The following is a 25,179-nucleotide window of genomic DNA, read 5'->3' as shown; positions in this document are numbered from 1 at the left end:
TTATATTAGAAAAAGCGCTTTAATACTATAACCTAAACAACTTTTTAAAATAAAATATTTTTCAGAATATCAGAAAAATATATTTATTTTTTCTTACTCTAATAAATCGCAAAACTTCGCATGTGTAATTTTTTGCAAATCTTGTGGTTTTAAAAAGACGCTGCGGCCAATTTTACCACTTGAAACAGCTATCTCGCTTTCTTTAGACATGCTTTTATCAAGAAAAATAGGAAAATGATGTTTGAAATAAATACCAATAGGCGTGTTGGCACCGTGAGCATAACCTGTAGTTTTTTCCAAATCTTTTAAAGGTAACATTTCACATTTTTTGTTCCCAGAATTTTGCGCTAGTTTTTTCATGCTTAAATGCTCTGTTACTGGTACAACCCCTACCAGAACTTTAGTGTTATTTCCAGAACAAACGAGAGTTTTATAGACCAAATGTTCTTTCTCGTTTAAAATGGATGTATCCATTTGTGCTACACCACCAGAATCTTCGTGGGTGGCAAACTCTGCTTGACGATATGGAATCTTGTTCTTGTCTAAAATTTTTTCGACAAGTGTTTTTTCAATATTATTTTTCTTTTTTGACATATTGATCACCCTTTTCATGATAGCATTACAAAAAGGGAAAATAAAAAGGAAGTTTAAAAAATAATGAAATTATTGATTATTAAAATTGAAACCAGTCACGAAGTTGAAGATGCTTTAAACATATTTAGTAATGATGTCTTGCATTGTTTGGGCACTGAGACCCGAAAACGGTCTGACTTTGAACATGCTGGCTGGAAATCTGACTCAACAATGATTAAGCTTGATGAAATAAATGATTTACCAGAAGATTTACAGTTTTTAGCTTATTTTGATAGTGATCAAGATAAAGAAAAATTGATTGAAGAATACAAGCAAAAGTTATCTGAATTAAAAAGCTATGGTTTAAAAATAGGTAAAGCAGAGATAAGTACATCCTACATTAAAGATGAGGACTGGAATACTGTTTGGCAAAAGTTTTATCATCCAATTGATTTTTCCCGCCATTTGGCAATAGTACCTGAATGGGAAGAATATCAGCCGGCTTTTAAAGATCAAAGGTTAATAAAATTAGATCCTGGTTTGGCTTTTGGCACTGGCTCGCATGAGACAACGCAGTTAGCCCTAATTGGACTTGAGCAAACGCTTATAAGACCCAAAAAAGTTTGTGATGTTGGCACTGGTTCAGGAATCTTAGCTATTGCTTCCTCTTTTTTGGGAGCCAGTTCTGTTCTGGCAACTGATATTTCAGACGAAGCAATTACTGCTGCTCGTGAAAATATTTCTTTGAACGATTTAACTAATATTAAACTTAAAAAAACCAGCTTATTAGATAATGTTCAGGGTAAATATGATATTATAGTTGCTAATATTTTAGCTGAAATACTCCTTGATTTGATTCCGCAGTTAAATAATCATCTCAATGAGGGCGGACAGGTCATTTTTTCAGGAATAGATTGTTCTCAGGCTGCTAAAATAAAGAAAGCTTTAAGCGAAAATGGCTTCCAGGTTGTCCTATCAATGCAAAGTGGCCGCTGGATAGGATTAATTATTGAAAGAAAAGATAACTAAAATGAGTTATAATAGATAATTAAATTAGTAAGGAATTAGCAAGTTGATTGACAAAATAAAAAATATACCTGTAATTAAGAAGTTAAATAGTTATGAGGTGACACCAGTCATTTACTGGAGCGTTTTAGTCATGATCCTGCCGTTATTATTTAGTCTTTTTTCAATAGGGACTATTTGGCGTGTAAGTTTATTATTTATATTAGCTAACAGCTTTATCAGTTACCATGTTGGTAAACTAATTAAAAAACGCAATCTCAAACATTATTGGCTGTTATTAATGCCTGGGTGTTTTTGTTTAATCGTTTTAATTAAATATGCCAATTACAACTTTCTGTTTGGGTTAATCTACCTCATTTTAGAAATTTTTGGCGTAATGGATAATCAAATTTATGCATAGTATTAGAAGGGTCGATTTATATGTCAAAGTACATTGAAATGACACATGAGCAGGTGATAGATACCTGTAAAAAATATATGAATGATGATCAAATTGCATTTGTCGAAAAAGCTTATGAATTTGCTGCAAACGCGCATAAAGAACAAAAAAGAGCTTCAGGACAACCCTATATTGTTCATCCTACTCAGGTTGCCGGTACGCTTGCTAATTTGAGTCTTGACCCTGACACTGTCGCTGCAGGCTTTTTGCATGACACTGTAGAAGATACGCCAGTTACAAATGATGATATAAAAGAAAAATTTGGCAAAGATGTTGCCTTTATTGTTGATGGTGTTACTAAACTAAATAAATACCAGTATAAATCACACCAGGAATTTTTAGCTGAAAACCACAGGAAAATGCTAATAGCAATGGCTAAAGATATCCGGGTAATTATGGTTAAACTGGCTGATAGACTTCATAATATGCATACTTTAGAGCATCTTCGTCCCGATAAACAACGCCGAATTGCTTCAGAAACAATGGATATTTATGCACCTTTAGCAGATCGTCTGGGTATTGGAACAGTTAAATGGGAACTTGAAGATATGAGTTTTCATTATTTGAATCCTAAAGCTTATTATCGCATTGTCAATTTAATGAGTCTTAAGCGTAGTCAAAGAGAAAAATACATTCAAGATGCCATCAAGACACTTAAGGAAAGCTTGGACAGTCTGGGAATTAAATATGAGATATATGGCAGACCTAAGCACATCTATTCTATTTATAAAAAGATGGTTAACAAACATAAGGATTTTAATGAAATTTATGATTTGTTAGCTGTACGGGTTATCGTTAAAACGGTTAAGGACTGTTACGCAGTGTTAGGAGCTGTTCATACGAAATGGAAACCAATGCCTGGCCGTTTCAAAGATTACATTGCTGTTCCCAAGGTAAATGGCTACCAGTCTCTTCATACGACTATTATTGGTCCTGGCGGCCGACCACTTGAGATACAAATTAGAACTGAACAAATGCATGAAATTGCCGAATATGGTGTTGCCGCCCACTGGGCTTATAAAAGAGGTAATTTTAAGGGTGTAGAACAGACCAGTTCAAATGAAAAATTGGATATGGTGCGCGAAATTTTAGAATTAAAAGACGAAACTCAGGATGCTGATGAATTTATGAAAAGCGTTAAGAGTGAAATCTTTTCTGATCGCGTTTATGTTTTTACTCCCAAAGGTGAAGTTTATGAATTGCCAAAAGGGTCAGTAACCTTGGACTTTGCTTATGAAATTCATACTCAGGTTGGCAGTCATGCTGTTGGAGCTAAAGTTAACGGTAAATTGGTACCTTTAGACTATAAGCTGAAAAACGGCGATGTCATTGAAATTATGACACAATCAAATGCGACGCCATCTCGTGATTGGGTTGATTTGGTTAAGACTTCCCGTGCTCGTAATAAAATTAGGCGATATTTTAGAAACCTTGACCGGGATCACAGCATCGAGCAGGGTCAGCAAATGGTTGCTGATAAATTGCGTGATCAGGGACTTTCACCAAAAGAATTCATGTCTAAAGATCATATCGAGCCACTTTTGGAACAAATTAATTATCATACTGCTGATGAGATGTATGCCTCAATAGGCTTTGGTGATCTTTCCGCTATTGGTGTAGTTAATAGGCTGACAGCTGATATACGCCATGAAAACGAGAAAAAGAAACAAAAGCAGCTAGAAGAAGAAATTCTTAACTCTGGGCAAAAATCTGTCTCGGAAACTACAACCACTAAAAAAGATTCTAAAGCAATGAAAATCAAGCATAAAAATGGTGTCATGATTCAAGGAATTAGTGACTTGATGCTTCATTTAGCTAAGTGTTGTAATCCCGTCCCAGGAGATGAAATTGTTGGTTACGTTACTAAGGGCCGCGGGGTGACTATTCATAGAACAGATTGCCGCAATATTGTTAATAATGATGATAGCCAGGGCAGATTGATTGAAGTGCAATGGGAAAATGTTGAAGAAAACAGTGCCCAAGCATTTAATGCCAATATTGAAGTTTTTGGTTACAATCGCGGAAAGCTGCTTACTGACGTCATTACCAAATTAAATACACTGACACCAAATATTAATAATATTTCTGGTAAAGTAAATGAAGATAACATTGCTCATATTTATGCGACAGTTGCAGTTAATAATTCTGCACAATTAGACGGAATTTTATCAAAATTAAGAGATATTCCTGATGTTTACCAAACAAGGAGGGCTGATAATTAATGCGAGTTGTCGTCCAAAGAGTAAATAATGCCAGTGTCAAAATTGCAGGCAATACGGTTGGCCAAATTAATAAAGGCTTGTTATTACTGGTTGGCTTAAAAGAAGGCGATGGAGTAGAGCAGATTAAAAAGGCTGCTACTAAGATTGCCAAAATGCGAATTTTTGAAGATGAAAATGGCAAAACCAATTTGTCAATTAAAGATGTTGGCGGACAAATCTTAAGCGTGAGTCAATTTACTTTATTAGCTGACACTAAAAAAGGTAATCGACCAAGTTTTATCAAAGCTATGAAACCACCAAAATCCGCGGAATTATGGGAGCAGTTTAATGAAGAGCTCAAAAAGCAGGGCTTAACTGTTGAAACCGGAGAATTTGGTGCAGATATGCAGGTTGATTTACAAAATGATGGTCCTTTTACTATTGTGTTGGACCTGTAAAAATTAGGCTTAACAGCACTACAGGTTGACTTTTTGCCTGGAAAACTATAAGCTAAAAAAGAATTATCAATGACAAAGACTGAAGTATAGTTTTTAATTTCAGAGACCGTCTGTTTTGCTGAAAAGACGGAAAACAAACTAACTGTGACCCCTTTACCAGATAATAAGCGCATCGCGAGCGTTATTCGCAGCAGGTAAAAGGTGGTACCGTGCTAATTCAGAGCGCCCTTGATTTATTCAAGGACGTTTTTTTATTAAAAGGATGATTAAATGAGAGTTCAAAGACCTAAAGGGACAGTTGATATTTTGCCAGACGAATCTGGTTCATGGGAAAAAGTAGAACAAATATTGCGTGATTTTTTTAAACAAGCAAATTACCGGGAAATTCGGACACCGAGTTTTGAAAATTATAGCGTTTTTGCTCGTTCAAGTGGTGAGACATCGGATGTCGTTGAAAAAGAAATGTATGACTTTAATGATAAAGGCGGCAGGCATATTGCTTTAAGGCCCGAGGGAACAGCTGGAGTAGTTAGAGCTTATGTAGAAGATAAACTTTATGCTCCTGAAGTGGTTAAGCCCTTAAATGTCTACTATATCGAGTCCACGTTTCGGTATGAAAGGCCTCAGGCAGGCCGCCAGCGTGAGTTCCATCAAATTGGTATAGAAAGTTTTGGCTCAGATAATCCTTTAGCTGATGTAGAAACAATTGTTTTAGCACATGATTTATTAGCCAAACTGGGTGTCAAAAATTATGAATTGCATATTAATACCTTAGGAAACGCCAAGGTTCGTCAGGATTACCATGATGCTTTAGTCAATTACTTTACACCTTTTAAAGATCAGCTTTCAGATGACTCAAAAAGGCGGTTAGAAAAAAACCCTTTACGTATTTTAGATTCCAAAGATGACCAGGATAAGCAATTTTTACCTGGCGCCCCCCGAATAATTGACTATTTAGATGAAGAATCAAAAGCTAATTTTGATCAGATTTTGGAAATGCTGGACCAACTGGACATTAGTTATGTGATAGATAATGATTTAGTTCGCGGACTTGATTATTATACTGGCGTCATTTTTGAATTTATGGTCGAAGATAAAAGTATTTGGGAATCTGCCTCAACCATTTTAGGTGGTGGTCGTTATGATAACTTAGTTAAGGAATTTGACGGACCAGTTACACCTGCTGTTGGTTTTGGTATCGGAGAAGAACGGTTAATGCTGGTATTACAAAAACAAAACCCAGAATTGTTTGCAGATCAAGGCATTGATTTCTTCATTACTAATATCGGTCAAGAAACACAAATAAAAACTGTTGAAATTGCTCGTTTGTTGCGTAAAAACGGACTAAAGGTACAATATGATGTTGACCAAAAGAAATTAAAGGCTCAATTTAAGAAGGCTGACAGAGCAAATGCAAAATTTGTTATTACTCTTGGCGCCAAAGAATTATCCGACGGAGTTTTAAATGTTAAGCGTCTTGCTGATGGGCAAACTTTCAGGTTCAGTTTTGGTGATCTTGAAAATATGAATGCAGTAATGAAACAATTAAAGGAATAAAAATGAAGCAAGTAGAAAAAAGAACTGATTATTGTGGTAATATTACCCCCAAATATCTTAACCAAGAAGTAAATTTATATGGTTGGGTTCAACGGGTGCGAAACCTTGGTAACTTGGTATTTATTGATTTACGCGACCGTGAAGGTATAGTTCAGATAGTCGTTAACCATGATTCGGGTCAAGACTTGATGACTACCGCTGACGCACTGGGAAATGAATTCGTTATTCAAGTTAAAGGAAAAGTAGTCAAACGCTCCAGTATTAACCCAGATATGAAGACTGGAGAAGTTGAAGTTGATGCTCAAGAAATCATTATTTTGAATAAAGCAAAGAACCCACCTTTTGAAATAAAAGATGATGTTGAAGTTGCTGAACAAACCAGATTAAAATATCGCTATTTGGATTTACGCAGACCATGCCTGCAAAACGCGATTATTTTGCGCTCAAAAATATTGCAAGCCACGCACGAATTTTTTGATCAAAACGGCTTTATCGATATTGAAACACCAATATTAGGAAAATCTTCTCCCGAGGGAGCGCGAGACTATTTAGTTCCTTCCAGGATTTATCCGGGTAGTTTTTATGCATTACCGCAATCTCCTCAACTTTTCAAGCAGTTATTGATGGGTGCAGGCTTTGATAAATATTATCAACTGGCAAGATGTTTTAGAGATGAAGATTTGCGCGGTGATAGACAACCCGAGTTTACGCAAATTGATATGGAAACGTCTTTTACTGATGAACAACAGGTGCAGGACTATACCGAGGGCCTATTAAAGAAAATTATGAAAGATGTAATGGGGATTGATTTAAAAACACCTATTGCACGCATTTCTTGGACTGATTCAATGAATAAGTATGGCACTGACAAGCCTGATATTCGTTTTGGCATGCTGATTCACGATTTAAGCTCTGTGTTTAAAAATAGTGCTTTCAAAGTATTCTCTGGTGCCATTGCTAATGGTGGTTTTGTCAAAGGAATTGCAGTTAGAGGCGGCGCACAAAAATATTCCCGTAAACAAATTGAGAAAAAGCAAGACTATATTAAGCGCTATCATGCAAAAGGTTTGGCTTGGGTTAAATTTGAAGATGGAGAATTTTCCGGACCTATTTCGCGCTTTTTAACTGCTGAAAATAAATCCGCACTAATTAATGAATTTGAGCTAAAAGGTGGGGAATTAGTAGTATTTATTGCTGATAAATGGAAAGTTTGCTGTGATTCACTTGATCACTTACGTCGTGAATTTGCCAAAGAAACTGATATTATACCTAAGCACGTATTTGATTTTATTTGGGTAGTGGACTGGCCATTATTTGAATACGATGAAGGCTTCGGTAGATGGATTGCTGCACATCATCCATTTACAATGCCGGATGACGAAGGCATCAAGCTTCTTGATACTGAACCGCATAAGGCTCATGCGCGTAGCTACGATATAGTTATGAATGGTGATGAGCTCGGTGGGGGCTCAATACGTATTCACAAACGGTCAATTCAGGAAAAAATGTTTAAGGCTCTCGGTTTTACTAAAAAGCGTGCCTATGAACAATTTGGTTATTTGCTAGAAGCCTTGGACATGGGATTTCCACCTCATGCTGGTCTTGCCATTGGACTTGACCGTTTTGCAATGCTTCTTGCAGAAAAAGACAATATTCGTGATGTACTAGCATTTCCAAAAAACGCTAATGCATCTGAACCAATGATGCATGCTCCTGCACCTGTATCTGATCAGCAGTTAAGTGATTTGGGCATAGTTGTCGAAGATAAGTATCATGATGATGTTGCAAAGATTGAAGCTAACTTAAGAGCACAGTCTGAAAAAGACGCCGCTCAAAATACTACTTGGGATTAGCAGATTTAAATATATTTTTAATTAGAGCACAAGAGCTGTGAAGAAATTTTCACAGCTCTTGTGCTTTTTTATTTGTCCTCATTCAATTTTGCTTGAGGACATTTTCTTATGATGTAGCGCTTTCACAGACTTATATAATAAAAAATGTCAGGATAAATTATGCGGTAAAAATATTGTTGCATTAAAGAATGAACAGGGACCTGGAATTGGTGCCGCTATGATTGCAGCAATGGGGTGCCGTTGGTTTAAAGACTGGAATAGCTGCATCAATGTATTTGTAAAATATAATGAAATTATCGCGCCAGATCCACATAACACTGCCCTTTATCAAAAATACTATCATTTATATCATAAAATATATAATTCTATTGCTCCTCTGGCCAGAGCTGCAACTAGGCTCTAAATAAAATTGCTTTGAGTATTAAATGATGAGAGAATTATTATTCAGTTATTATTTTTATACTAGGAGGATAATTTATGACGGATAAATTTCATCGTGCTTTCGGGTGCTATGGTATTATTGGTGATCAACAAAGTTTAGTTGTTATCAAAAAAGAGGGTGGGCCTTATATAAATCGGTATGACTTGCCGGGCGGTAGTTTGGAAGATGGGGAGCCATTAGACCATACGGTTAAGCGAGAAGTTAAGGAAGAAACTGGATTAATTGTGCAAGACTATGACCAAATTGGTGTTACCTCATTTAGATATCCTTGGGATTATGAACAATGGCATTTTAATCAACATATCTGTGTTTTTTATAAAATCAATAAGTTTGGTGGTAATTTACAAACTACAGTTAAACAGTTTACGGGGCAAGATTCTTTAGGGGCTGTATCAGTTCCTCTAGAACAGCTCAATCTGGCAAATTCTTCACCTCTGGTATTAAAGGCAAAAGAGATTTTATTAAAGCCAGATAAGTTTGACTTAGCAGATCAAACTTTTGCTAATTGGATTGTACTAGATCACCCAGTTTTTTAAACTAAAAAAGCGGTTAAGGAATTTTTTCCTTAACCGTTTTTGTTTATTTGTAATTACCGCAAATTTTGTAAAAATGCAAGTGCTTTGGCATAATTAGGTTCATTGGTTAACTCATGAATAAGTTCTTGGTACAAAACTTTTTTATTTGCATCTACAATCCAGATACTTCTAGAATCGAATTTCGTAGCGTCAATAAACAAACCCATTTTTTTGCCGAAGTCAAAACTCTCGTCTGACAAAAGCTCCATTTTTGATACACCCTCTGCAGCACACCAATTTTTCTGTTCTTCTGGAGTATTGGTGGAAACAGTATAGAAATTAATACCATCAAAATTATCCACTTCGCTGTTAAAGCGTTTAGTGGAAATACTGCAGACGCTAGTATTGATATTAGGTACAACACTAATCAGTGTAACCTTATTAACCAAATCAGTGCTTGATGCAACTGAACCATCAGACTTTTTTACCTTAAAATCTGGCAGTTGTTCACCAATTTTGATTGGTTCTCCATTAGTTGACAGCGGCTCACTTTTCATTGTTACTTGCATAATCATTACCCTTTCTCAAAAATAAAAACAATTACCATTTCAAGTTTAACCTATCGCAGAATAGTAACTCAATAAATCAGCTTTTTAATTGCTTTCAGTATAGCTACTGATACGTTTAATAGCTTCTTTTAAGTTTTCTTCAGACGAAGCATAGGATAAGCGTACGTATCCTTGACCCCCAGCACCGAAATAACTGCCTGGTGTTACGCCAACCTTGGCTTTTTCAGCTAAATCACTGGCAAACGCCACATCATCACAGCCAAATTTACTGGGAATTTTAGCAAAAATATAAAATGCCCCTTCAGGAGTAGCCATAGTATAGCCATTTTTCTCAAGTCCATCCTGAAGCAGATGCATGAGTTTTTGATATTTTTCTCGCGCGGCAACATAGTCCTGATCTCCATAATTCAAAGCCTCTGTGGCGGCTGCTTGAACATTGTCAGTTACTGCGGAAATTAAAAATGAGTTCACCTTTATCATTGATTTCATTAACTCAGCAGGTCCAGCTATATAGCCTATACGCCAGCCAGTCATGGCAACACTTTTTGAAAGCCCCGATAATAAAACAGTTCTTTCAGGAATGAATTGTGTCAATGAATAATGCTTTTTTTGACCATAAATTAATTCAGCATAGATTTCATCACTGACAGCGAAAATGTCGTATTTAGTAATGACAGCTGCTAATTCTTGCAAGTTTTTCTTTGAATAAACTCGTCCTGTTGGGTTAGAGGGATCAGTGATGATAACAGCCTTTGCGCCTTTTCCTTCATTTTCCAAAGTTTCCGTTAATTTTTCTGGAGTTAAGAGGAAATGATCATTAGAAGTATCTACTTGAACTGGAATTCCACCAGCCATTTTTATGATTCCGAAATAGACTCCCCAAACGGGGGTAGGTACGATTATTTTTTCACCGGGATTGAGTAAAGTCATAGCGGCAATATTCAATCCTTCAGAAACTCCAACCGTCGCACAGAGTTCACTTTTGGGATCATATGTAACACCTAAGCTTTTTGCTAGATATTTGCTAACAGCTTCCAGGTATTTTTCTTTTCCAGCTTCAGGAGCATAATGAGAGTCATCATTTTTGATGTCATCAATTGCCGCTCTTTTTATGTGTTCTGGGGTATTTAAGTCAGGTTCACCAATAGTCAATTTTATAATTCCAGGTATTGTGGAAATTTTTTGATTGAAGGATCTGATCGCTGGATTAGGTATACTACTAATTTTCGAATTAATTTTTGTTGATAAATTTTTTGCTAATGTTGGCATAAAAAGAACCTTCCTTTTTTTATTGAAACCATATTATAACCCAGTATGTTTCTAAATAAAATTAAGAAAAAGTGTTTTTTATAAAGTTTTAGTTTAGTGTGTTATCCCAAATTTTGTTATAGTTAATTAAGGAGCGTGAGATAAATGGATCAAGATCAAAAAGCCAAAAGGCTAAAAGAACTAACACCAGACCAATTTCAAGTTACTCAAGAAGCAGCAACAGATTATCCTTTTAGAGGAAAATATGATGATTTTTACCAAAAAGGAATCTACGTTGATATTGTCTCAGGAGAGCCTTTGTTTTCAAGCGAAGATAAATATGATGCGGGTTGCGGGTGGCCTAGTTTTACCCGGCCAATCAAGAAATTGGTTTATCACCGTGATCAATCACACAATATGGAAAGAACTGAAGTTAAGAGTCCAGAAGGTGATTCACATTTGGGACATGTCTTTGATGATGGACCCAGTGATAAAGGAGGGCTCAGATATTGCATTAACTCCTCTGCTTTAGACTTTATTCCTTTTGATCAATTGGAACAAAGAGGATATGGTGAATACCGTAAACTTTTTAAATAATAAAAATTATGTAAAAAGACCTGATGTCAAAATCAGGCCTTTTTACTACTTAAACTATTTCTTGTTCCTTAAAACTGCCATAAACTCGTTCTACTTCGGTAACACTCATAAAAGCATAAGGATCGCTTTTTTTAACAATATGTAAAACGTCATACATATCATATCTATCAATAACTGTAATGAGAACTTTTTTCTCGTTATGGCTGTATGCACCCTCAACATCATGAAAGATAGTGATGCCCCGGTGCATTTTTTCCTGAATACCATCAATGATTGTTTTAGGCTTTTCTGTAACAATTGTGACTTGTAATTTTTGATGCTGAGTGTATACAGCATCGATTACACGGCCATTGATGAAAATTGTCAAAGCTGAATAAAGGGCACGGGTCCAGCCGAAAGCAAAACCCGCAGCAGCAATAATAATCAGGTTAATTAAAATACTGATTTTACCGTAACTAGTACCCGTTTTCCTTTGAATCACTATTCCAATGATATCCAGTCCGCCAGTTGAAATACCATTCTTTAGAGCAAAACCTGTTCCTAGTCCGTTGATCATACCACCAAAAATAGCACAGACAAGGGGGTCAATATGCATATTTACTGGTTGAATGACTCTCATCATAATTGAACCAAGAATGACAGTAATAATGGTAAAGAAGGTAAATTTATGGCCAATCTTTATCCACGCTAAAAGAAGTAGGGGCAAGTTAAGAACAAAGTAGAGGACTGAAGTTGACAAGGTAAAGGGCAAAAACCGCTCACTCATAGTGTTAATCAATTGTGCAAAACCAGTAACCCCCGAAGAGTACATGTGGCCGGGTGTCCAAAAGAAATTTAAAGCTACGGCAACCGCTAATGAATAAAAAAAAGATGCAGAAATTTTTGATAGTAGGTTATACCGCCGATTGAACGCGTCAAGTTGATCCATTGTTAATAAATCCTTTTTATTAAGCACTCTAATTAATTTTTATAAAATAATAAAATACTAGTTTTCATATTAAATATAAAAACTAGTATTTTTCTTAAGTATACTAACACAACTACGTAAAATTTAAAGCACTTTTGGTCAAAACTTTGATTAATTCTGCCAATGTTTTTTTATGAAATCTGCTCTGCCACCAGACTCTTCAAGATTGTACCGGAAAGGATTTTTTTTGTAAAAATCCTGATGGTAATCTTCTGCCGGATAAAACGGTTTAGCAGGTTCAATTTGAGTAACAATGGGGTCATCAAATTTGCCGCTATTTTGTAAAGCTTCTTTTGAATTTTCAGCTGCTTCTTTTTGAGCAGGGGAATTATAAAAGATTACTGGACGATAGTTATCTCCACGATCCTGAAATTGTCCGCTTGCATCTGTAGGATCCGTTACTTGCCAGTAGTAGTCCAATAATTTCTGATACGATATAATTTCAGGATCAAAAGTTATTTCCACGGCCTCTGTGTGACCGGTAGTTCCAGTGCAAACTTGCTCATAAGTAGGATTAGGGACATGACCTCCTGTATATCCAGAAATCACTTTCTTAATTCCAGGCAGTGAATCAAAAGGTTTAACCATGCACCAGAAGCACCCACCAGCGAAAATCGCAGTATCTAGTTTTTCATTATTTGCTTGCATAATTTGGCCCTTTCTATGAACTAAAAGCTGTTATTACCTACTTCTATTTTATTTTTTGAGCCATTTTACTGCAATTAATCAGCCTATGAATTCTTAAACTTGGTGATTTATTAAATAAGCCCTTTTCAGCTTAAAATATGTCCCTAGATATTACTTTTGTACTCCTAAATGATTCATAATAATAGCTGCTGTTTCTTCAATTGAGCGGTGTGCAACATTAATTACAAAACAGCCTAATTTATCATAAAGCTTTTGTGCAGAATCCAATTCCTTTTTAATCGCATCAGTATTAGAGTAAGACGTATCAGGACTCAAACCATAAGAAATCATTCTTTCACGCCTAATTTCATTTAAAACGGATAAATCGTTAGTCAAACCGATAATCTTTTTAGGATCAATTTGATATATTTCCTTAGGAATATGGGTGTCAGGCACCAGCGGTAAATTCGCTACCTTCAAATTTTTGTTTGCTAAAAATAAAGATAAAGGCGTTTTTGAAGTCCTTGAAACTCCCAACAGAACAACATCTGCTTCCAAAAACCCTTTAGGATCCTTCCCATCATCGTACATTACAGCAAACTCCATTGCAGAAATCCGATCGAAGTATTTTTGGTTCATTTTGTGTTGTGCACCAATTTTTTGCTCAGGTTTAAGACCAGTCAATTTTTGGATAGACTCAATTGCAGGTGATAAGATATCTACACTTTGTATGTGATGTTCTCTGACGAAACGAATAACTGGTATTTGCATTTCATCTTTTACCAAGCTGTAAATAAGTAACAAATTAGGGTATTGTATTATCTCTTCAAAAGTCTCCTCTAATTTTTCCTTATTGATTATGAAAGGATATCTTCTGTAAGTGATTTGTGCGTCAGGAAATTGTGCTGCGGCAGCTACAGCATTATTAAACGCTGTATCTCCGGCAGAATCTGAAATAATTATAATGTTAACTTCTTTTTTTAGTGTCTCTTCAGCCATCATTTACTCCTTTTTTAATTTATTATACAATTTAACAAAAGTCATTAACAGGTTAACTTTTTTCTAAAAAATATTGAACGTTTGTATTGACCGATTGTTGATGTTTGATATAATTTAGTTAAATGTATGACGGTAACGTCAAGAAATGGAAGGAGGGATCACATATGGCCAAGACAGTCGTTCACGAAAACGAGTCTATTGATGATGCTCTTCGTCGTTTTAAACGTTCCGTTTCTAGAAGCGGTACTCTACAAGAATACCGTAAGCGCGAGTTCTATGAAAAACCTAGCGTTCGTAGGAAACTCAAGTCTGAAGCAGCTCGTAAACGTAGACATTATTAATTATAAACGACTTTTATCAAAAGATAGAAGTCGTTTTTTTCATTACAAATATCAAAAGTTTAAGGCATTATTTAATTTAAACTAAGCTTCAAATTTGATATAATTTACCTAGACTTTACACAGAAAGAGGGAATTTATTTGAGTTTGTCTGAGCAAATAATGTCAGATATGAAAGACGCAATGAAAGCACGTGATAAAGTAAAATTAAACACAGTGCGTATGATAAAAGCAGCTTTGATGAATGAAAAGATTAAAGCTGGTCATGATTTAACCGCTGATGAAGAACTGACAGTTCTCAGCAGAGAAAAGAAGCAGCGTGAAGAATCAATTGCAGAATTTACTAAGGCTAATAGAGACGACTTAGTAGGAGAAACCAAACAGGAATTAGCTATTGTTGAAAATTATCTGCCCAAGCAAATGACAGATGAAGAGCTCAACCAGGCTGTTTCCCAAGCAATTTCTGAAACTGAAGCTAAGGGCAAGTCCGATTTTGGCAAAGTGATGAAAGCTTTGATGCCCAAAATAAAAGGTAAAGCTGATGGTAAAGCAGCTTCTAATGCGGTGCGTAAGCAGTTAAGTTAAACGCAAGAAAAGGAGCAGAGTTATTTGGCCCAAACCAATTTTATTCCTAAAAATCCTGAAAATATCCAAAAACTAGTTGGAGTTAATGATAGTAACTTGAATCTTTTATCAACTGGCTATAATACTAGTGTAATTGACACTGGTAATAGCATTGCCATTCAGGGTGAAGATAAAAATATCAAGAAAGTATCAGCTGTTCTGCAAGCTTTGGATAATGTAGTTAATGCCAATATCAACATTGGTCCCGCTGATGTTGTGAGTGCCATGAAAATGGCCGATAAAGGTACTACGGAATATTTTCCTGACTTATACAAAAAGATTTTAATTCGGGATGCTAAAGGCAAACCGATTAGAGTTAAAAATATGGGGCAGAAAAAGTATGTAGAAGCAATTGAAAAAAATGATGTTGTATTTGGTATTGGTCCTGCCGGTACTGGTAAGACATTTATAGCGGTGGTATGTGCAATTGCTGCTTTTAAAAGAGGAGAAGTTTCTAGAATTGTATTAACTAGGCCTGCTGTTGAAGCAGGAGAGTCATTAGGCTTTTTACCTGGTGATTTAAAAGAAAAAGTTGATCCTTACTTAAGGCCAATCTATGACTCTCTTTATGCTATATTAGGAACAAATACTACTGATCATTTAATGGAACGGGGAGTTATTGAAGTAGCTCCTTTAGCTTATATGCGCGGACGCACTTTGGACGATGCTTTTGTGATTTTAGATGAAGCTCAAAATACCACTGATGCTCAGATGAAAATGTTTTTAACAAGACTTGGTTTCAATTCAAAAATGATTGTTAATGGTGATATGACACAAGTTGATCTTCCTGGGAGACAACGTAGTGGATTAATTGATGCTCAGCGAATTTTGCAAAATATTGCTGAAATAAAATTTATTTGGTTTTCAGCTAACGATGTTGTTCGTCATCCGGTTGTTGCCAAGATTATTAATGCATATGAAAAGGAAGATAAATAAAATTAATGAACCCAATTGATATTACTTTCAATGATGAAGTTGGTTTTCTTGATGATAAAACGCGTGATTGGAAGAAATGGATTAATGACCTTCTTTTGCTTGCTAAAAATGATATTGCTAAAAAGAATAACTTGGAAATGAGTATTAATTTCGTTGATGAAGAAAAAAGCAATGAAATTAATAAGAAATATCGTGACAAAGACAGACCGACTGATGTTATTTCGTTTGCCATTGAAGATGGTGAAGACCTGTTAGATTACAGCGCATTTGAAAATGACCCAGAATTCAGTGAAGACATAGGCGATTTATTTATGTGTCCAAGTGTGATTATGCGTCATAGCAAGGATTATGGTACAGGTTGGGACCGTGAATTTGGTTATACCTTGGTTCACGGTTTTCTGCATCTTAATGGGTATGATCATATTAAACCAGATGAAGCAAAAGTAATGTTTAAAATTCAGGGTAAAGTTTTAGAGGAATATGGGTTGCCACTATATCCGGATCAACTTGATGAAGGCAGAGGAAAATAATGACTGACGATATGAAAAATAAATCTGGTTTTGTTGCTTTATTAGGAAGACCAAATGTTGGTAAGTCTACTCTAATGAATTATTTAGTAGGTCAAAAAGTTGCTATCACCTCGAGTAAGCCGCAGACTACGCGTAACAAGATTTCTGGCATTTTAACCACTGATGATATGCAGGCAGTTTTTGTTGACACTCCCGGTATATTTAAGCCCCACCTTGATTTAGATAATTATATGGATAAAGCCAGCTTGTCTAGCTTAAACGATGTCGATCTCATTTTATTTATGGTTGAACCAGAAAAAATGGGCAAAGGTGATGCTTATATTACTGATTTGTTGAAAAAAGCAAAAATTCCAGTTTTGCTTCTTATTAATAAAGTAGATCAGGTTAATCCCAACGCACTGTTACCAATTATTGATCAATACCGTCAACTGAACATTTTTAAGGAATTTTTGCCAGTTTCTGCAACGCAGGGAATAGGGATTAGTGATCTGATTCAGGTGTTGCATCAATATTTACCTGTAGGACCTAAATATTATGGAACAGATCAAATAACTGATCGCCCTGAATATTTCATGGTAGCAGAATTAATTCGTGAACAAATTTTAAACTTGACTGCTGAAGAAGTTCCTCATGCTACTGCTGTTTGGGTCGAACAAATGAATAAGCATGAAAATAATAAACTGCAAATTGAAGCTACCATCTATGTTGAAAAGAATGGTCAAAAAGGAATTATTATTGGCAAAAGCGGAAAGATGCTGAAGCAGATTGGCATTAATTCCCGACATCAAATTGAAGATTTGTTAGGTGAAAAAGTCAATTTGCATCTCTGGGTTAAAGTTCAACATAATTGGCGTTCTGATCCACGCTTTTTAAAGCAAATAGGCTATAATCCCAAGGATTTTAGCTAAAATGGCACGACAATTAAAAGAAGTGCAGGGAATTATTTTTAAAAGGCAAAAATACCGTGAGGCAGATTTATTGGCAAAAATAATGACCAAGAATAATGGAATAGTTACTCTACTTGCTCATGGAGCACTTAAGCCAAAATCAAAACTAGGTGCATCTTTACTTAATTTTTCCTATGGCACTTATGTCATATATTTTACTGGTCACGGTCTAAGTACGCTCAGAACTTATAAAGACGTCAGTCAATTTGATGGCCTGTTTAGTGATTTAACTAAAAATGCATATGCTTCTTTTATCCTTGATTTGATAGATCATGCTTTTATTGAATATCAAAATCTGGGTAAATACTATAATCTAGCAAATTCTGCGTTGCAAAAAATTGACGCTGGAACTGATCCTGAAATGATTACTCAAATTGTGCAAATGCAACTGTTGCAAGCTTATGGTGTTGAGCCGGAAATGCGTCATTGCGTTATTTGTGGTAAAGAACAAGGCGAATTTGATTATTCCATTAAAAGCGGTGGCATTTTATGTAGTCAACATTTTGATACAGATCCTGGGCGATTACATTTAAAGCCAAAGGAAACTGCTGTTTTAAGAACAATCTTTTTACTTCCTTTTGAACGGTTAGGCGACATCAAAATAAATACTGCTACCAAAATGGCGACCCGTAAGGCTATTGACCGCATATATCAGGAAACGATTGATCTTAACCTTAAAACTAAAAAGTTTTTAGATGAACTTAAATTAAACGAGTGAGTCTTCTGCTTCATTGATTTTTATGGTAAAATAATAATGTATTTTGGCGATAATGAGGATAAAAAAAGTACCTGTTAAGCGAGTGCTAAACAGTGGGAGAGCATCTGGGAAAAGGCACCTCTAGTCAATTTAATTAAGAGCAGGAATTATTTCCTGAATTAGGGTGGAACCGCGATTAAATCTCGTCCCTATGCATGTTTTGCATAGGCTTTTTTTATGGTCTGATGCAGGAAGGAAATATAAATGGCAAAGAAAAAATTAACTATTCAAGATATGGTTTTTAAATTAGAAAAATTTTGGTCTTCAAAAGGTTGCATGGTCATGCCTTCTTATGATGTTGAAAAAGGCGCTGGAACAATGAGTCCTTATACTTTTTTACGTGCTGTGGGACCGGAACCATGGGCTGCATGTTATGTCGAGCCATCAAGACGTCCGGCTGACGGCAGGTATGGTGATAACCCTAATAGATTGTTTCAACATCATCAATTCCAAGTGGTAATAAAACCTGCACCTGAAAATATTCAACAATACTACTTAGACAGTTTAAAAGAACTAGGTATCAATACACTTGAGCATGACATTAGGTTTGTAGAAGACAACTGGGAAAACCCCTCAATGGGTTGTGCTGGTGTTGGTTGGGAAGTTTGGCTTGATGGAATGGAAGTAAGTCAATTTACTTATTTTCAAACCGTTGGTGAACTTGATGTTAAACCCACAATGAGTGAAATCACATATGGAGTGGAACGATTAGCTTCATATATACAGAATGTCAATTCTGTTTTTGACCTAGAATGGGGCAATGGCGTTTTATACCGTGATATATTTAAAGAAGCTGAATATGAAAACTCTAAGTATGCTTTTGAAGAATCAAATCAGGAAGATCTTTTACAGTTTTTTGATGTCTATGAAAAAACAGCTAAAGAATTAATCGGCCTAAACTTAGTTCAACCAGCATACGATTATATTTTAAAATGTTCACACACTTTTAATTTGCTTGATGCTCGGGGAGCTGTTTCAGTTACTGAAAGAGCGGGTTATTTAGCTCGAATTAGAAATTTAGCTCATGAAGTAGCGGTATGTTTTGTAGAAGAACGCGAAAAAAGAGGCTTTCCGTTATTGAAAAAAGCAGAAGATAAGAAAGCGGGACTTGAAAATGGCTAAAGATTATTTATTTGAAATTGGTACTGAGGAAATGCCTGCTCATGTTGTTGAACGGAGTGTTAAACAGCTTGCGCAAAGAACAGAAAAGTTTCTTAAAGAAAAAGGTCTTAAATTTAAATGTACTAAAACTTTCTCAACACCTCGGAGATTAACTGTTTTAGTTGAAGATTTAGCAGAAAAACAAGAAGATATTGATGAAATAAAAAAGGGACCGGCAAAGAAAATTGCTCTTGATCAAGATAAGAATTGGACCAAAGCCGCACAGGGATTTGCCCGTGGCCAAGGAATGACCACTGACGATATTTATTTTGACAAATTAAAAGGTACGGAATACGCTTACGTGCATGTAAAAAAAGAGGGTAAAAAAACAAGTGATATCCTGTTGGGAATGAGTGAAATCATTAAGTCTATGACTTTTCCCACAAAAATGCGGTGGGATTCTCACGATTTCGAATTTGTCCGTCCTATTCACTGGCTTGTTTCACTATATGGCAGTGATGTAATACCCGTAAAAATTCTTGACATTACAGCTGGTAGAAAGACGGCAGGGCATCGTTTTCTGGGAGATAGCGTAGTTTTAGCCAATAGTTCCGATTATGAAGATGCGTTAAAAGATCAGTTTGTGATTGTTGACGCAAATAAACGTCGGAAAATGATCATTGACCAAATGAATAAATTGGTTAAGAAAAATAATTGGCAAATTAAACCTGATGAAAGTTTACTTGAAGAGGTAACAAATTTAGTTGAATATCCTACTGTTTTTGCAGGTTCTTTTGCTAAAAAGTATTTGCAGATGCCCAAAGAAGTTCTTATCACTTCGATGAAGGATAATCAGCGTTACTTTGAAGTCTATGATCAAAATGGAGAATTAATTAATCATTTTATTGCTGTGCGCAATGGTAATAAAGATTACTTAGAAAATGTGGTTTCAGGAAATGAAAAGGTCTTGGTAGCACGACTTGATGATGCACAATTCTTCTATGATGAAGACAGAAAATATCCTTTAAGTCATTTTGTACAAAAATTGGACAATGTTTCGTTTCATGACAAAATTGGCTCAATGTCTGAGAAGATGAAGCGTGTCAATATCATTGGTGATTTCTTAGCAAAAAGATGGCACCTAGATAAGCAAGTTGTCAGTGATTTCGATCGTGCTAGCCAAATATATAAGTTTGATTTGGTAACTCAAATGGTAGGAGAATTTGCTGAATTGCAAGGTGTCATGGGCAAGCATTATGCCAAATTGGCTGGTGAAAAGGATGATGTTGCCGCAGCAATTGCAGAGCATTATATGCCAACCACTTCTGAAGGAAATTTGCCCAAAACAACTGTTGGCTCCTTGTTATCTATAGCAGATAAATTAGATACTATAATTACTTTCTTTGCTGTGGGTATGATCCCTAGTTCATCCAATGATCCCTACGCTCTTCGCCGCTATGCTTATGGTATTGTTCGCATTTTAATAAACCAGAGTTGGTCATTACCTTTTAATGATGTCTTACCAGAGATTGTGTCGGCTCTTGAAAATCAAACTCCGGCTAAGCTGCCTAAAAAAGCTGAGCAGGAAGAAGAGATTTCTTTATTTATTCGTGATCGTATTAAACAGTACTTACAGAAAAATAATTATAAATATGACATAATTGATGCAGTTTTAGCTTCAAGTCAGCAGGATCCAATACAAATTTTAGCTGCAGCAAAAGTTTTGCAATTACATCATGATGATGATAAATTCAAACCAGTAGTAGAAAGTTTAATTAGAATTAATAATATTTTGAAAAAGGCAAAATATAAAGGTAAGAATATTGTTAACAAGGACTTATTTGATAACGATACCGAAATCCAACTTGCCGAGGGCGTTAACGATTTAAGTAAAATTGATAAATTAGCAGATCTTTATGACGGATTTGTGAAATTACAGCCAGTAATTGATCTTTACTTCGAAACTAATATGATTATGGCTAAAGATGAAGCTGTTAAAAATAATCGTTTGGCACAGCTAAGTGATGTGGCACAACATTCAAAGCGATTGGGTGATTTAAGCAAATTAGTCATTAAATAAAAAGTAGGTGCAAAGATGGCCGGTCTTATACCTGAAGAAACTATTGCTAAAGTTCGTAATAATGTCAATATTGTAAATGTCATAAGCCAGTATGTTTCTCTAGAAAAGAAAGGCAAAGATTATGTTGGTCTTTGTCCATTCCATGAAGAAAAAACTCCTTCTTTTACTGTTAATGAAGGGAAACAATTTTTTAAATGCTTTGGCTGTGGCAAAGGTGGTAATGTCTTTTCTTTTCTAATGTATAAAGAAAATCTTACATTTCCTGAAAGTGTTCAAAAAGTTGCTGATTTTGGTCATATTGATATCGGGCAATATAATAACCAAAAACCAAAGTTTTCCAATATTTTAATAAAAATTAATGAGGAGGCTGCCGATTTTTATCATAAAGTATTAGTTTCAACAAATGCTGGTAGACCAGGATATAATTATGCTAAACAACGTGGTCTTAACGATGAAATAATTGCTCATTTTCGTATTGGTTATGCTCCTAAACAAAACAATTTGCTTTTGACTTATTTAAGAGACCAGAAATTTAAAGATGAAGATTTGGCTGAGAGTGGCTTATTTGTGCAATCTCAGACTGGTGAATTATTTGATCGCTTTAGAGATCGGCTGATGTTTCCTCTCACTGATGAAGGCGACTATGTGGTTGGATTTTCTGGTAGAAGGCTTTCGCCAGATAAAACAGAAGCTAAATATATTAATAGTCCTGAAACCAAAATTTTTACTAAATCTAAAACTCTTTTTCATTTTGCGGAAGCAAAAAAAGCAGTCCGCAGTGAAAAGCATTTAATTTTGTATGAAGGATACATGGATGTAATTGCGGCCTATAAAGCAGGAATTAAATCTGGTATAGCTTCTATGGGAACCAGCTTGACTGATCAACAAATATATATGTTACGCAGGATCACTAAAAACATCATCATTAATTATGACGGAGACGACCCAGGAATACACGCTGAAGAACGTGCAGCCAGAATGTTTAATAATATTGGGGGCTTTAATTTAGGGATAGTAGTTCTGCCGGAAAAGCTAGATCCTGATGAATATGTAAAGAAATATGGTTGGGAAAAATATCAGGAAGAAGTTAAAGGTGCTTTAACTCCTACAGACTTTTTTCTTAAAAGGTTGGCTCAAAAATATAATTTAGCAAATGACCGCGAAAAATTGGCTTATCTCGACGAAGCAGTGAAAGAGATTGCTCAATTGTCTAATCCAGTAGAGCAAGATCTATATTTGGATAAGATTTCGCAACAACAAGGTGTTTCTAAGGATTCACTCAAAGTTAATTTTACCAAATATCGCAGACAGCAAAATGCGGCTAGAAGGCACCAAAACAATTATGGTGTGCAACCTGAAGAAGCAAATAGCAACTATTCCGGTTCTTTTGTTGAACCTGAACAGAATTATAGTAAAAACGATCCTGTTCAAACTCGGTTATTATATTTATTTATTCATTCAAGACATGCTCGGGAATATTTATTATCACATCAATTTTTATTTCCAGACTCTAAATATCAAAAATTAGCGGAATTATGGTTAAATTTTAGTGAAAATCAAGAAAATCCGGGAGTTAATAGTTTTTTAGATTTTATTCCTAGTGAACTTCAAGGTATAATAGTTAATGCTGAAATGACAGACATGCCCCAGGATTTTTCAGACCGCGAAATCGATGAGCAAATTAATGCTTTAAACAGGCGAAAAATTGATTTTAAATTGCAGCAACTAATGAATGATTTACAAGATGCTAAACGTAAAACTGATACGGATGAAATATTAAGTATTACTCGTAAAATTTTGCAGTTAAAAAGAATCCAGGGTTAAAGGGGGGCTTATTGTGGTAGAAAATGGAAAAACCGCTAACACCGAAAAATTATCTTTAGACAAAATGGTCAAAAAGGTAGTTAAAGATGTTAAAAAAGATAAATCTATTACTGAAAAAGAATTCGTTGCTCAATTGATTAAGCCCTATAAACTACAGGGAAAAGCAGTTGACCAATTAGTTCAGGAATTTGAAGATAATGGCATTAGCATTGTTGACGAGAAGGGTAATCCTTCGAGATTAGCTTTAAAAAAGCAAAAAGATGTTGAAAAGGCTGAATTAAAAGATATGTCGGCACCTTCAAGTGTCAGAATGAATGATCCAGTCAGAATGTATCTGAAAGAAATCGGCCGCGTACCCTTACTAAATGCTGATCAGGAAATTTCTTTGGCAAAAAGGATTGAAAAAGGTGATGAAGAAGCTAAACAAGAATTGGCTGAGGCCAACTTACGTTTAGTGGTTTCTATTGCTAAGCGTTATGTAGGTCGTGGCATGTCATTTTTGGACCTTATCCAGGAAGGTAACATGGGTCTGATGAAGGCCGTGGACAAATTCGATTACAGCCTAGGTTTCAAGTTCTCAACTTACGCAACTTGGTGGATTAGACAAGCTATCACCCGTGCGATCGCCGACCAAGCTAGAACTATCAGAATTCCGGTCCACATGGTTGAAACAATTAACAAGTTGATTAGAATTCAGAGACAACTGTTGCAGGACTTAGGACGTGAACCAACTCCTGAAGAAATAGGTGCAGAAATGGATATGCCTACTTCTAAAGTTAGGGACATTTTAAAAATTGCACAAGAACCAGTATCTTTGGAAACTCCTATTGGTGAAGAGGATGATTCACATTTAGGTGACTTTATTAAGGATAAGGATGCAACTAGTCCTGAACAACATGCTTCATACGAAATGCTCAAAGAACAATTAGAAGAAGTGCTTGACACTTTAACTGATCGCGAGGAGAATGTTCTTCGTTTGCGTTTTGGACTTGATGATGGTCGAACTAGAACACTTGAGGAAGTTGGTAAAGTGTTTGGAGTTACGAGAGAGCGTATTCGTCAAATTGAAGCTAAAGCTTTACGTAAACTAAGACATCCAAGTAGGTCAAATCAATTACGTGATTTCCTAGATTAATTAGCCAAACAAAAGACAAGATTTGAAAAATCTTGTCTTTTTTATTAGCTAAAAGTTAATTCGCTGGCACCGTACTTATTTTCTAGTCCCCTTTGCTGCAAATTATATGCGATAACACTTTTTCGCTTACTTGATAATAAGAAAAAGGCAAAAGCCAAATAGATCAAAGTGGTAATAAAGAGATATTCCCAGTCAAAGATATGGGGTACTGTTATAACTGTTGAGCCAGTAGCTAGGAAGGCTAGTATATCATAAACTGCACGATAGCCCAAATTAACCAAAAAAGAACCTGCATATAAATAAACTGCAGCAAAAACAATACCTGTCGCAAACGAATTTATAATTTGCAACCATGAATGATTAAAAACTGTAAAAATCTCCGGGATAGAAACAAGCAGCTTTTCAAACAATAACAAGTTATAATTTGCTCAAATTATGATTTATTTTACTCCCTTGTTAGTTCTGCCATAGGAACTAGCATAACCAGTTCATACAAAGAAAGTGGGATTAACAAATAGATAAAGTTCTTAAGTATTAAAAACTTTGTTAAAACCTGCTCCGATTTTGTGAAGTACCAAAAAATATATTAGGACTTTAACGGCTTGAAAATAATGATTAAATTAGACTATTTGCTTAAAGATGTTTTCGCGTAGAAGGGTTAGTTGCAGAAGAACCATAATAAACAAAGTTAGCAAAATTATTAGGGCCATAATTCTGCTTTTAGTCAGGGGCTTAATAGATAAAAATAATCCAGGTACCATAATAATCAGAATTTCTTGGACTATTATTTGTCCTAAATGCCAACACTTAATTGCTGGTTCAGAAAGCATTTCGCT

At 35.5% G+C, this 25,179-nt stretch carries 26 protein-coding genes; 18 read left to right on the top strand and 8 right to left on the bottom strand.

Annotated features, from left to right (window positions below):
* Positions 1-93: 93 nt before the first annotated feature.
* Positions 94-594, bottom strand: coding sequence for a Cys-tRNA(Pro) deacylase (ybaK, locus tag F5ESL0259_RS04570; protein WP_046324899.1), 501 nt, complete (start codon positions 592-594; stop codon positions 94-96).
* 63 nt (positions 595-657) lie between these two features.
* Between ybaK and prmA the strand changes: the two genes are divergently transcribed.
* From prmA to F5ESL0259_RS04535, 7 genes are all read left to right on the top strand, one after another.
* Positions 658-1,602, top strand: a complete 945-nt coding sequence (prmA, locus tag F5ESL0259_RS04565; protein ID WP_122037627.1) for a 50S ribosomal protein L11 methyltransferase — start codon at positions 658-660, stop codon at positions 1,600-1,602.
* Between the two features lie 43 nt (positions 1,603-1,645).
* The gene (locus F5ESL0259_RS04560) at positions 1,646-1,999 is read left to right on the top strand and encodes a hypothetical protein (protein WP_194240838.1); all 354 of its coding nucleotides are present in this window, start codon (positions 1,646-1,648) and stop codon (positions 1,997-1,999) included.
* A 20-nt stretch (positions 2,000-2,019) separates the two neighbouring features.
* Complete coding sequence (locus F5ESL0259_RS04555) at positions 2,020-4,260, top strand: bifunctional (p)ppGpp synthetase/guanosine-3',5'-bis(diphosphate) 3'-pyrophosphohydrolase (protein WP_110446137.1); 2,241 nt, start codon at positions 2,020-2,022, stop codon at positions 4,258-4,260.
* Positions 4,260-4,697, top strand: coding sequence for a D-aminoacyl-tRNA deacylase (gene dtd, locus F5ESL0259_RS04550; protein ID WP_122037626.1), 438 nt, complete (start codon positions 4,260-4,262; stop codon positions 4,695-4,697). The genes F5ESL0259_RS04555 and dtd overlap by 1 nt, the downstream gene beginning before the upstream one ends.
* 270 nt (positions 4,698-4,967) lie before the next feature.
* Positions 4,968-6,254 carry a histidine--tRNA ligase gene (gene hisS / locus F5ESL0259_RS04545; protein ID WP_122037625.1) on the top strand — a complete coding sequence of 429 codons (1,287 nt, stop codon included), beginning with the start codon at positions 4,968-4,970 and terminating at the stop codon, positions 6,252-6,254.
* 2 nt (positions 6,255-6,256) lie between these two features.
* Entirely contained in the window at positions 6,257-8,107 is a 1,851-nt protein-coding gene (gene aspS, locus F5ESL0259_RS04540; RefSeq protein WP_122037624.1) for an aspartate--tRNA ligase, read from the top strand.
* A 477-nt stretch (positions 8,108-8,584) separates the two neighbouring features.
* Entirely contained in the window at positions 8,585-9,085 is a 501-nt protein-coding gene (locus tag F5ESL0259_RS04535) for an NUDIX hydrolase (protein WP_122037623.1), read from the top strand.
* 53 nt (positions 9,086-9,138) lie between these two features.
* Here the strand turns inward: F5ESL0259_RS04535 and tpx are convergent, their stop codons facing one another.
* Positions 9,139-9,633, bottom strand: a complete 495-nt coding sequence (gene tpx / locus F5ESL0259_RS04530) for a thiol peroxidase (protein WP_122037720.1) — start codon at positions 9,631-9,633, stop codon at positions 9,139-9,141.
* A gap of 84 nt (positions 9,634-9,717) precedes the next feature.
* Complete coding sequence (locus F5ESL0259_RS04525) at positions 9,718-10,902, bottom strand: aminotransferase class I/II-fold pyridoxal phosphate-dependent enzyme (protein ID WP_122037622.1); 1,185 nt, start codon at positions 10,900-10,902, stop codon at positions 9,718-9,720.
* A gap of 144 nt (positions 10,903-11,046) precedes the next feature.
* Between F5ESL0259_RS04525 and msrB the strand changes: the two genes are divergently transcribed.
* Positions 11,047-11,478, top strand: a complete 432-nt coding sequence (gene msrB / locus F5ESL0259_RS04520; protein WP_046324884.1) for a peptide-methionine (R)-S-oxide reductase MsrB — start codon at positions 11,047-11,049, stop codon at positions 11,476-11,478.
* A gap of 49 nt (positions 11,479-11,527) precedes the next feature.
* On the opposite strand, the gene F5ESL0259_RS04515 is transcribed toward msrB, so the two are convergent.
* The 3 genes from F5ESL0259_RS04515 to F5ESL0259_RS04505 all read right to left on the bottom strand — a co-directional run bounded on the left by F5ESL0259_RS04515 (position 11,528) and on the right by F5ESL0259_RS04505 (position 14,071).
* Positions 11,528-12,406, bottom strand: coding sequence for a YitT family protein (locus tag F5ESL0259_RS04515; RefSeq protein ID WP_046324883.1), 879 nt, complete (start codon positions 12,404-12,406; stop codon positions 11,528-11,530).
* 150 nt (positions 12,407-12,556) lie between these two features.
* Entirely contained in the window at positions 12,557-13,093 is a 537-nt protein-coding gene (msrA, locus tag F5ESL0259_RS04510) for a peptide-methionine (S)-S-oxide reductase MsrA (RefSeq protein ID WP_122037621.1), read from the bottom strand.
* Between the two features lie 150 nt (positions 13,094-13,243).
* The gene (locus F5ESL0259_RS04505) at positions 13,244-14,071 is read right to left on the bottom strand and encodes a pyruvate, water dikinase regulatory protein (RefSeq protein WP_046324881.1); all 828 of its coding nucleotides are present in this window, start codon (positions 14,069-14,071) and stop codon (positions 13,244-13,246) included.
* A 164-nt stretch (positions 14,072-14,235) separates the two neighbouring features.
* Between F5ESL0259_RS04505 and rpsU the strand changes: the two genes are divergently transcribed.
* The 10 genes from rpsU to rpoD all read left to right on the top strand — a co-directional run bounded on the left by rpsU (position 14,236) and on the right by rpoD (position 24,343).
* Positions 14,236-14,412 carry a 30S ribosomal protein S21 gene (gene rpsU / locus F5ESL0259_RS04500; RefSeq protein ID WP_009560161.1) on the top strand — a complete coding sequence of 59 codons (177 nt, stop codon included), beginning with the start codon at positions 14,236-14,238 and terminating at the stop codon, positions 14,410-14,412.
* A gap of 138 nt (positions 14,413-14,550) precedes the next feature.
* Positions 14,551-14,994, top strand: a complete 444-nt coding sequence (locus F5ESL0259_RS04495; RefSeq protein WP_046324880.1) for a GatB/YqeY domain-containing protein — start codon at positions 14,551-14,553, stop codon at positions 14,992-14,994.
* Positions 14,995-15,018: 24 nt separating this feature from the next.
* Positions 15,019-15,969 carry a PhoH family protein gene (locus F5ESL0259_RS04490; protein WP_122037620.1) on the top strand — a complete coding sequence of 317 codons (951 nt, stop codon included), beginning with the start codon at positions 15,019-15,021 and terminating at the stop codon, positions 15,967-15,969.
* Positions 15,970-15,974: 5 nt separating this feature from the next.
* Positions 15,975-16,499 carry an rRNA maturation RNase YbeY gene (gene ybeY / locus F5ESL0259_RS04485; protein ID WP_122037619.1) on the top strand — a complete coding sequence of 175 codons (525 nt, stop codon included), beginning with the start codon at positions 15,975-15,977 and terminating at the stop codon, positions 16,497-16,499.
* The gene (gene era, locus F5ESL0259_RS04480; RefSeq protein ID WP_122037618.1) at positions 16,499-17,407 is read left to right on the top strand and encodes a GTPase Era; all 909 of its coding nucleotides are present in this window, start codon (positions 16,499-16,501) and stop codon (positions 17,405-17,407) included. Before ybeY ends, era begins: the two co-directional genes overlap by 1 nt.
* Before the next feature lies 1 nt (position 17,408).
* Positions 17,409-18,164, top strand: coding sequence for a DNA repair protein RecO (recO, locus tag F5ESL0259_RS04475; protein WP_122037617.1), 756 nt, complete (start codon positions 17,409-17,411; stop codon positions 18,162-18,164).
* Positions 18,165-18,407: 243 nt separating this feature from the next.
* A complete protein-coding gene (glyQ, locus tag F5ESL0259_RS04470) occupies positions 18,408-19,325 on the top strand; it encodes a glycine--tRNA ligase subunit alpha (protein WP_046324875.1) in 918 nt (305 codons plus the stop codon).
* The gene (glyS, locus tag F5ESL0259_RS04465; RefSeq protein ID WP_122037719.1) at positions 19,318-21,384 is read left to right on the top strand and encodes a glycine--tRNA ligase subunit beta; all 2,067 of its coding nucleotides are present in this window, start codon (positions 19,318-19,320) and stop codon (positions 21,382-21,384) included. Before glyQ ends, glyS begins: the two co-directional genes overlap by 8 nt.
* A 15-nt stretch (positions 21,385-21,399) precedes the next feature.
* Positions 21,400-23,208, top strand: coding sequence for a DNA primase (gene dnaG, locus F5ESL0259_RS04460; RefSeq protein WP_122037616.1), 1,809 nt, complete (start codon positions 21,400-21,402; stop codon positions 23,206-23,208).
* Positions 23,209-23,221: 13 nt separating this feature from the next.
* Positions 23,222-24,343 carry an RNA polymerase sigma factor RpoD gene (gene rpoD / locus F5ESL0259_RS04455; protein WP_084619548.1) on the top strand — a complete coding sequence of 374 codons (1,122 nt, stop codon included), beginning with the start codon at positions 23,222-23,224 and terminating at the stop codon, positions 24,341-24,343.
* 44 nt (positions 24,344-24,387) lie between these two features.
* Here rpoD and F5ESL0259_RS04450 read toward each other — a convergent pair whose 3' ends face one another.
* The gene (locus tag F5ESL0259_RS04450; protein WP_122037615.1) at positions 24,388-24,759 is read right to left on the bottom strand and encodes a hypothetical protein; all 372 of its coding nucleotides are present in this window, start codon (positions 24,757-24,759) and stop codon (positions 24,388-24,390) included.
* 204 nt (positions 24,760-24,963) lie between these two features.
* Complete coding sequence (locus tag F5ESL0259_RS04445; RefSeq protein WP_122037614.1) at positions 24,964-25,173, bottom strand: hypothetical protein; 210 nt, start codon at positions 25,171-25,173, stop codon at positions 24,964-24,966.
* Positions 25,174-25,179 lie beyond the last annotated feature (6 nt).

It is taken from the genome of Lactobacillus sp. ESL0259 (assembly GCF_003693045.1).
GTDB classification, from domain to species: Bacteria; Bacillota; Bacilli; order Lactobacillales; family Lactobacillaceae; genus Lactobacillus; species Lactobacillus melliventris.
This window is presented reverse-complemented; position numbering and strand designations above follow the sequence as displayed.

Excerpts from the sequence above, each read along its gene's own strand:
- ybaK (WP_046324899.1), bottom strand. The coding sequence starts at position 594 with ATGTCAAAAAAGAAAAATAATATTGAAAAAACACTTGTCGAAAAAATT.
- prmA (WP_122037627.1), top strand. The coding sequence starts at position 658 with ATGAAATTATTGATTATTAAAATTGAAACCAGTCACGAAGTTGAAGAT.
- F5ESL0259_RS04555 (WP_110446137.1), top strand. The coding sequence starts at position 2,020 with ATGTCAAAGTACATTGAAATGACACATGAGCAGGTGATAGATACCTGT.
- dtd (WP_122037626.1), top strand. The coding sequence starts at position 4,260 with ATGCGAGTTGTCGTCCAAAGAGTAAATAATGCCAGTGTCAAAATTGCA.
- hisS (WP_122037625.1), top strand. The coding sequence starts at position 4,968 with ATGAGAGTTCAAAGACCTAAAGGGACAGTTGATATTTTGCCAGACGAA.
- aspS (WP_122037624.1), top strand. The coding sequence starts at position 6,257 with ATGAAGCAAGTAGAAAAAAGAACTGATTATTGTGGTAATATTACCCCC.
- F5ESL0259_RS04535 (WP_122037623.1), top strand. The coding sequence starts at position 8,585 with ATGACGGATAAATTTCATCGTGCTTTCGGGTGCTATGGTATTATTGGT.
- tpx (WP_122037720.1), bottom strand. The coding sequence starts at position 9,633 with ATGCAAGTAACAATGAAAAGTGAGCCGCTGTCAACTAATGGAGAACCA.
- F5ESL0259_RS04525 (WP_122037622.1), bottom strand. The coding sequence starts at position 10,902 with ATGCCAACATTAGCAAAAAATTTATCAACAAAAATTAATTCGAAAATT.
- msrB (WP_046324884.1), top strand. The coding sequence starts at position 11,047 with ATGGATCAAGATCAAAAAGCCAAAAGGCTAAAAGAACTAACACCAGAC.
- F5ESL0259_RS04515 (WP_046324883.1), bottom strand. The coding sequence starts at position 12,406 with ATGGATCAACTTGACGCGTTCAATCGGCGGTATAACCTACTATCAAAA.
- msrA (WP_122037621.1), bottom strand. The coding sequence starts at position 13,093 with ATGCAAGCAAATAATGAAAAACTAGATACTGCGATTTTCGCTGGTGGG.
- F5ESL0259_RS04505 (WP_046324881.1), bottom strand. The coding sequence starts at position 14,071 with ATGGCTGAAGAGACACTAAAAAAAGAAGTTAACATTATAATTATTTCA.
- rpsU (WP_009560161.1), top strand. The coding sequence starts at position 14,236 with ATGGCCAAGACAGTCGTTCACGAAAACGAGTCTATTGATGATGCTCTT.
- ybeY (WP_122037619.1), top strand. The coding sequence starts at position 15,975 with ATGAACCCAATTGATATTACTTTCAATGATGAAGTTGGTTTTCTTGAT.
- era (WP_122037618.1), top strand. The coding sequence starts at position 16,499 with ATGACTGACGATATGAAAAATAAATCTGGTTTTGTTGCTTTATTAGGA.
- recO (WP_122037617.1), top strand. The coding sequence starts at position 17,409 with ATGGCACGACAATTAAAAGAAGTGCAGGGAATTATTTTTAAAAGGCAA.
- glyQ (WP_046324875.1), top strand. The coding sequence starts at position 18,408 with ATGGCAAAGAAAAAATTAACTATTCAAGATATGGTTTTTAAATTAGAA.
- glyS (WP_122037719.1), top strand. The coding sequence starts at position 19,318 with ATGGCTAAAGATTATTTATTTGAAATTGGTACTGAGGAAATGCCTGCT.
- dnaG (WP_122037616.1), top strand. The coding sequence starts at position 21,400 with ATGGCCGGTCTTATACCTGAAGAAACTATTGCTAAAGTTCGTAATAAT.
- F5ESL0259_RS04445 (WP_122037614.1), bottom strand. The coding sequence starts at position 25,173 with ATGCTTTCTGAACCAGCAATTAAGTGTTGGCATTTAGGACAAATAATA.